3 protein-coding genes are annotated in these 4,718 nt (G+C 74.4%); 2 read left to right on the top strand and 1 reads right to left on the bottom strand.

The window, feature by feature from the left end; genetic code table 11:
- Positions 1-927, top strand: a 927-nt coding sequence (locus tag KBX53_RS22900) for a nicotinate-nucleotide--dimethylbenzimidazole phosphoribosyltransferase (protein WP_210861567.1), incomplete at its 5' end; no start/stop codon positions are given.
- A 40-nt stretch (positions 928-967) separates the two neighbouring features.
- A complete protein-coding gene (gene cobA, locus KBX53_RS22895; protein ID WP_210861565.1) occupies positions 968-2,299 on the top strand; it encodes a uroporphyrinogen-III C-methyltransferase in 1,332 nt (443 codons plus the stop codon).
- Positions 2,300-2,520: 221 nt separating this feature from the next.
- On the opposite strand, the gene KBX53_RS22890 is transcribed toward cobA, so the two are convergent.
- Positions 2,521-4,718, bottom strand: a 2,198-nt coding sequence (locus KBX53_RS22890) for a trehalase-like domain-containing protein (protein WP_210861563.1), incomplete at its 5' end; no start/stop codon positions are given.

Here is a 4,718-nt window from a genome sequence, read left to right as displayed (position 1 = left end):
GGGGTGCACGCCCAGGGGGTCAGCCCCTGGCCGCAGGAGGTCACCGCGCAGATGATCGGCAACTTCCTGGCCGGCGGTGCGGTGGTCAACGCGTTCGCCCGGCAGGCCGGTGCCTCGGTCACCGTCGTCGACGTCGGCGTGGCCACCCCGCTGGCCACCGACCCGGCCGCCGCGCCGGCCGGTTCCGACCCGGCGGTGCTCGACTTAGCGGTCACCGGTCCGGCAGTGCTCGACCCGGCAGTGCCCCGGCTGGTCGTCGCGTCGGTCCGCCGGGGCACCAGCGATTTCACTGTGACCACCGCGCTGACCCGGGACGAGGCGCTGGCGGCGGTACAGACCGGCATCCGCATCGCCGACGAGCTGATCGACGCCGGTGCCGGCATCCTGCTCACCGGAGACATGGGCATCGGCAACACCACCCCTGCCGCCGCGCTGATCGCCGCGTTCACCGGCGTCGACGCGCTCGACGCCACCGGTCGGGGCACCGGCGTCGACGACCCGACGTACGCCCACAAGGTGGCGGTGGTGCGGGCCGCGCTGGCCCGGCACACCCCCGACCCGGCCGACCCGCTGGGGGTGCTGGCCGCCGTCGGTGGCCTGGAGCACGCCGCCCTGGCCGGGCTGATCCTGGGTGCCGCGGCGCGCCGCACGCCGGTGCTGCTGGACGGCGTGATCGGGGTCTCGGCCGCCCTCGCCGCCGCCGCGTTCGCCCCGGCTGCGGTCTGCGCGATGGTCGCCGGCCACCGCTCGGCCGAGCCCGGTGCCACAGTGGCGCTGCGCCACCTCGGGCTCGACCCGCTGATCGACCTGGGGCTGCGCCTCGGCGAGGGCACCGGCGCGCTGCTGGCGCTGCCAGTGGTCACCGGCGCGGTCCGGGTGCTGCACGAGGTGGCCACCTTCGACTCCGCCGGGGTGGCCGAGAAGTGACAGCGCGCGACGAACGAGCCGTCCGCCCCGGCGGTGCGGCATGACCGCCAACCCGTACCCGCTCGGCCTGCGCCTGCACGGGCGACGGGTGGTGGTGGTGGGCGGCGGCACGGTCGCCACCCGGCGGGTGCCCGCGCTGCTGGACGCCGGTGCGGACGTCCTGCTGGTGGCCCCGGAACTGACCCCGGCGCTGCGCGCCCAGGTCGACGCGGGGCGACTGCACTGGGTGCCGCGCCGGTTCGAACCGGAGGACCTGGACGGCGCCTGGCTGGTCCAGGTCGCCATCGACGACCCGATGGCGGCGGCCTCGGTGAGCGCCGTCGCCGCCGAGCGGCGGATCTTCTGCGTCCGGGCCGACGACCGCACGGCCGCCACCGCCTGGACCCCGGCGGTGACCCGGCACGGCCCGGTCACCGTGGCGGTGCTCGGCGGCGGCGACCCCCGACGGGCGATGACCGTCCGTGACGCGATCCGCGACCTGCTCGCGGTCCGCCTGGGATCGGACGGGACCGCTTCGACGCGGGGCCGGCCCGGCTCTTCGGGCGGTGCGAGAGGTGGGACCGACGGGGTCGGCGCGGCCGGCGCGGGCGGCGCGACCGGTGCGGCCAGCGCGGGCGGTGCGGGCGGTGCGGGCGGTGGGCGGCGGGCCGGGCGGGTGGCGCTGGTCGGGGCGGGGCCTGGTGATCCCGAGCTGATCACGGTCAAGGGCTGGCGGCTGCTCACCGAGGCGGACGTGGTGGTCGCTGACCGGCTGGTGCCCGGCCTCCTCCTGGACGAGCTGCGCCCGGACGTCGAGCTGGTGGACGCCTCGAAGATCCCCTACGGCCCGTCCCGGGCTCAGGAGGAGATCAACCAGATCCTGGTCGACCGGGCCCTGGCCGGCGCCGTCGTGGTCCGGCTCAAGGGCGGCGACCCGTACGTCTTCGGGCGCGGTGGTGAGGAGTTGCTGGCCTGCGCGGCGGCCGGTGTGCCGGTGACAGTGGTCCCCGGGGTGACCAGTTCGATCGCCGCCCCGGCGGCGGCCGGGATTCCGGTCACCCATCGGGGGGTGGCGCACGAGTTCACAGTGGTCTCCGGGCACCTGGCACCCGACTCGCCGGCCTCGCTGGTGCGCTGGGACGCCCTCGCCGGTCTGCACGGCACCCTGGTGATCCTGATGGGGCTGAAGAACCTCGCTGCCATCACTGCCACCCTGATCGCCCACGGTCGGCCGCCGCAGACGCCGGCCGCCGTCGTCCAGGAAGCCACCACCGGCACCCAACGCGTCCTGCGGTCCACGCTGGGCGAGGTGGCCGCCGACCTGCTCGCCGCCGACCTTCGCCCGCCCGCCGTCGTCGTGGTGGGAGACGTGGTGGGCACGCTCGACGGCTGAGGGTCCGTTCCGACCGCGCCGGCGACACCGGTCGGGCGTGCCAGGGTGCTCACGGACGAGATCTTGGACAGTTTCCGTCACGTGCTGACGGAAACTGTCCAAGATTGCCAGCGATGGCCGGTGCGGCGAGGGTCAGGACAGCGGGCCGGCGACGTGGCGGTGCCGGCACAGACGACGGGCCGGAGCAGCGCTGCTCCGGCCCGGCGTGGTCTGTCGGTCGACTACTGCTTGCGCATGTTGGCCAGCAGCAGGGCACAGCGGATCAGCCCGAGGTGGCTGTACGCCTGCGGGTGGTTGCCCAGGCCGCGCTCGGCCAGCGGGTCGTACTGCTCGGGGAGCAGGCCGGTCGGGCCGGCGGTGAGCACCATCTGCGCGAACAGCTCCTCGGCGTCGGTGCGCCGACCGGTGCGCAGGTACGCCTCGATCAGCCACGCCGTGCAGATGTGGACACCGCCCTCGCGGCCGGGCAGGCCGTCGTCCCAGTGGTAGCGGTAGACGACCGGGCCGCTGCGCAGGTCCGCCTCGATCCGCAGGACTGTGGACAGGAAGCGCGGGTCGTCGCCCGGGAGCAGGCCGGAGAGGCCGATCCAGAGCGACGAGGCGTCCATGTCCTCGTCCCCGTACGCGACGCTGTACGCCTCGACGTCGGAGTGCCAGCCGTGCTCCAGCACGTTGGCGCCGATCCGGTCCCGCAGGTCCTTCCACTCGGGCCGGTCCTCGCCGCCGTGCTGGCGCATCACGTGCAGCGCCCGGTCGACCGTCATCCAGCACATCACCTTGGAGAACACGTGGTGCCGGGGTGGCAGCCGGGCCTCCCAGATGCCGTGGTCGGGCTCGTGCCAGCGGCGGCGGACCGCCTCGACCATGTTCTCCAGGACCCGCCACTCGTCGTCGCGGACCGAGCCGCGGGCGTCGGCGACGGCCGCGATCAGGTCGGCGATCGGGCCGAAGACGTCCAGCTGCAACTGGTGGTTGGCGAGGTTGCCGACCCGGACCGGCCGGGAGCCGGCGTACCCGGGCAGCGTGTCGATGACCGCCTCGGCGCCCAGCTCGTAACCGTCGATGGTGTAGAGCGGGTGCAGCCGCTCCGGGTGCCCGCCGGTGCGCTCGATGCAGCCGTCCACCCAGCGCAGCAGCGCCTCGGCCTCCTCGACGGAGCCCAGGTCGACCAGGGCGCGGGCGGTCAGCGCGGCGTCGCGCAGCCAGCAGTAGCGGTAGTCCCAGTTGCGGACGCCGCCCAGCTCCTCGGGGAGCGAGGTGGTCGCCGCGGCCAGGATCGAGCCAGTGGCCTCGTGGCAGAGCCCGCGCAGGGTGAGGGCGCTGCGCGCGACCAGGTCACGAGCGGTGGACGGCAGCCGCAGCGAGGCCACCCAGTCCTTCCACGGCTGCTCGGCGGCGGCCTGACGCTCGTGGATCGGCACCCGGTGATGTTCCAGGCTGTGCGTGCCGAAGCGCAGCTCCAGCACGACCTGTCCGCCGGCCGCGGAGAGGTCGACGATCGCCTTGGCGGTCTCGTACCCGCCGTCGTTGCCGACCTCCCACTGCACGCCGGGGGAGTAGAGCGCGACCGGCTCGTTGGAGCCGAGCACCAGCAGGCCGTCGCCGAGTGGCTGCAACTGCACGGCCACCTGGCCGAACTCCGGCCGCGGTGCGAACTCCACCCGGGCCTTGCCGCCGCCGGTCAGCACCCGGAGCAGGGTCGAGTCACCGGTGACGACCGCCGGGCCGTCCGGGGTGGTCTCCCGGGCCGGCTTGTCCAACCAGTCGGTGACGGTGAGCCCGGACCAGCGGGTCTCCACTGTCATCGTGCCGGAGCGGTAGCGCTGACCCAGCGGGATGCCGCCGCGTTCCGGGACGATGCTGAAGTGGCCGGCCGGGCTGCCACCGACCAGATCGGCGAAGATCGCCGCCGAGTCCGGCTTGGGGTGGCAGAGCCAGCTCACCTTGGCCTCGGGGGTGAGCAACGCGACGGTACGACCGTTGGCCAGCATGGAGTGCCGCTCGATCGGCACCGCCCGCTCGCCGAACAGCCAGTGCCGGCGGGTCTCCAGCAGCAGCGCGAGTGCCCGCGCGGCCTCCAGCGGGTCGGCCACCCGGTAGCCGGCCTGGGTGTCACCGGGGCCGATCTTGATGCCGAGGTCGGGGCCGTGCAGGTTGCCGAACGCGTTCTCGTCGGTGATGTCGTCGCCGATGAACAGCACCGCGCTGGCGGCGAGCTGGGTCCGGAGCTGGTCGACAGCGGTGCCCTTGTGGGTGGCCACCACGGAGAGCTCGATGACCTCCTTGCCCTGGGTCACCGTGACGCCGTCGAACGTGGCCGGGCCGTTGAGCACCGCCTCGATGGCCGAGGCCGCGACCTGCGGGTCGATTCCCCGGGTGTGCATGGCGACGCTGGCCGGTTTGCGTTCCTGCCGGATGC

It is taken from the genome of Micromonospora sp. M51 (genome assembly GCF_018070305.1).
GTDB classification, from domain to species: Bacteria; Actinomycetota; Actinomycetes; order Mycobacteriales; family Micromonosporaceae; genus Micromonospora; species Micromonospora parva.
The sequence above is the reverse complement of the archived record's forward strand: the minus strand, read 5'-3'. Positions and strand labels throughout refer to the sequence as shown.

Coding starts and splice junctions, on each gene's coding strand:
- cobA (WP_210861565.1), top strand. CDS start 968: ATGACCGCCAACCCGTACCCGCTCGGCCTGCGCCTGCACGGGCGACGG.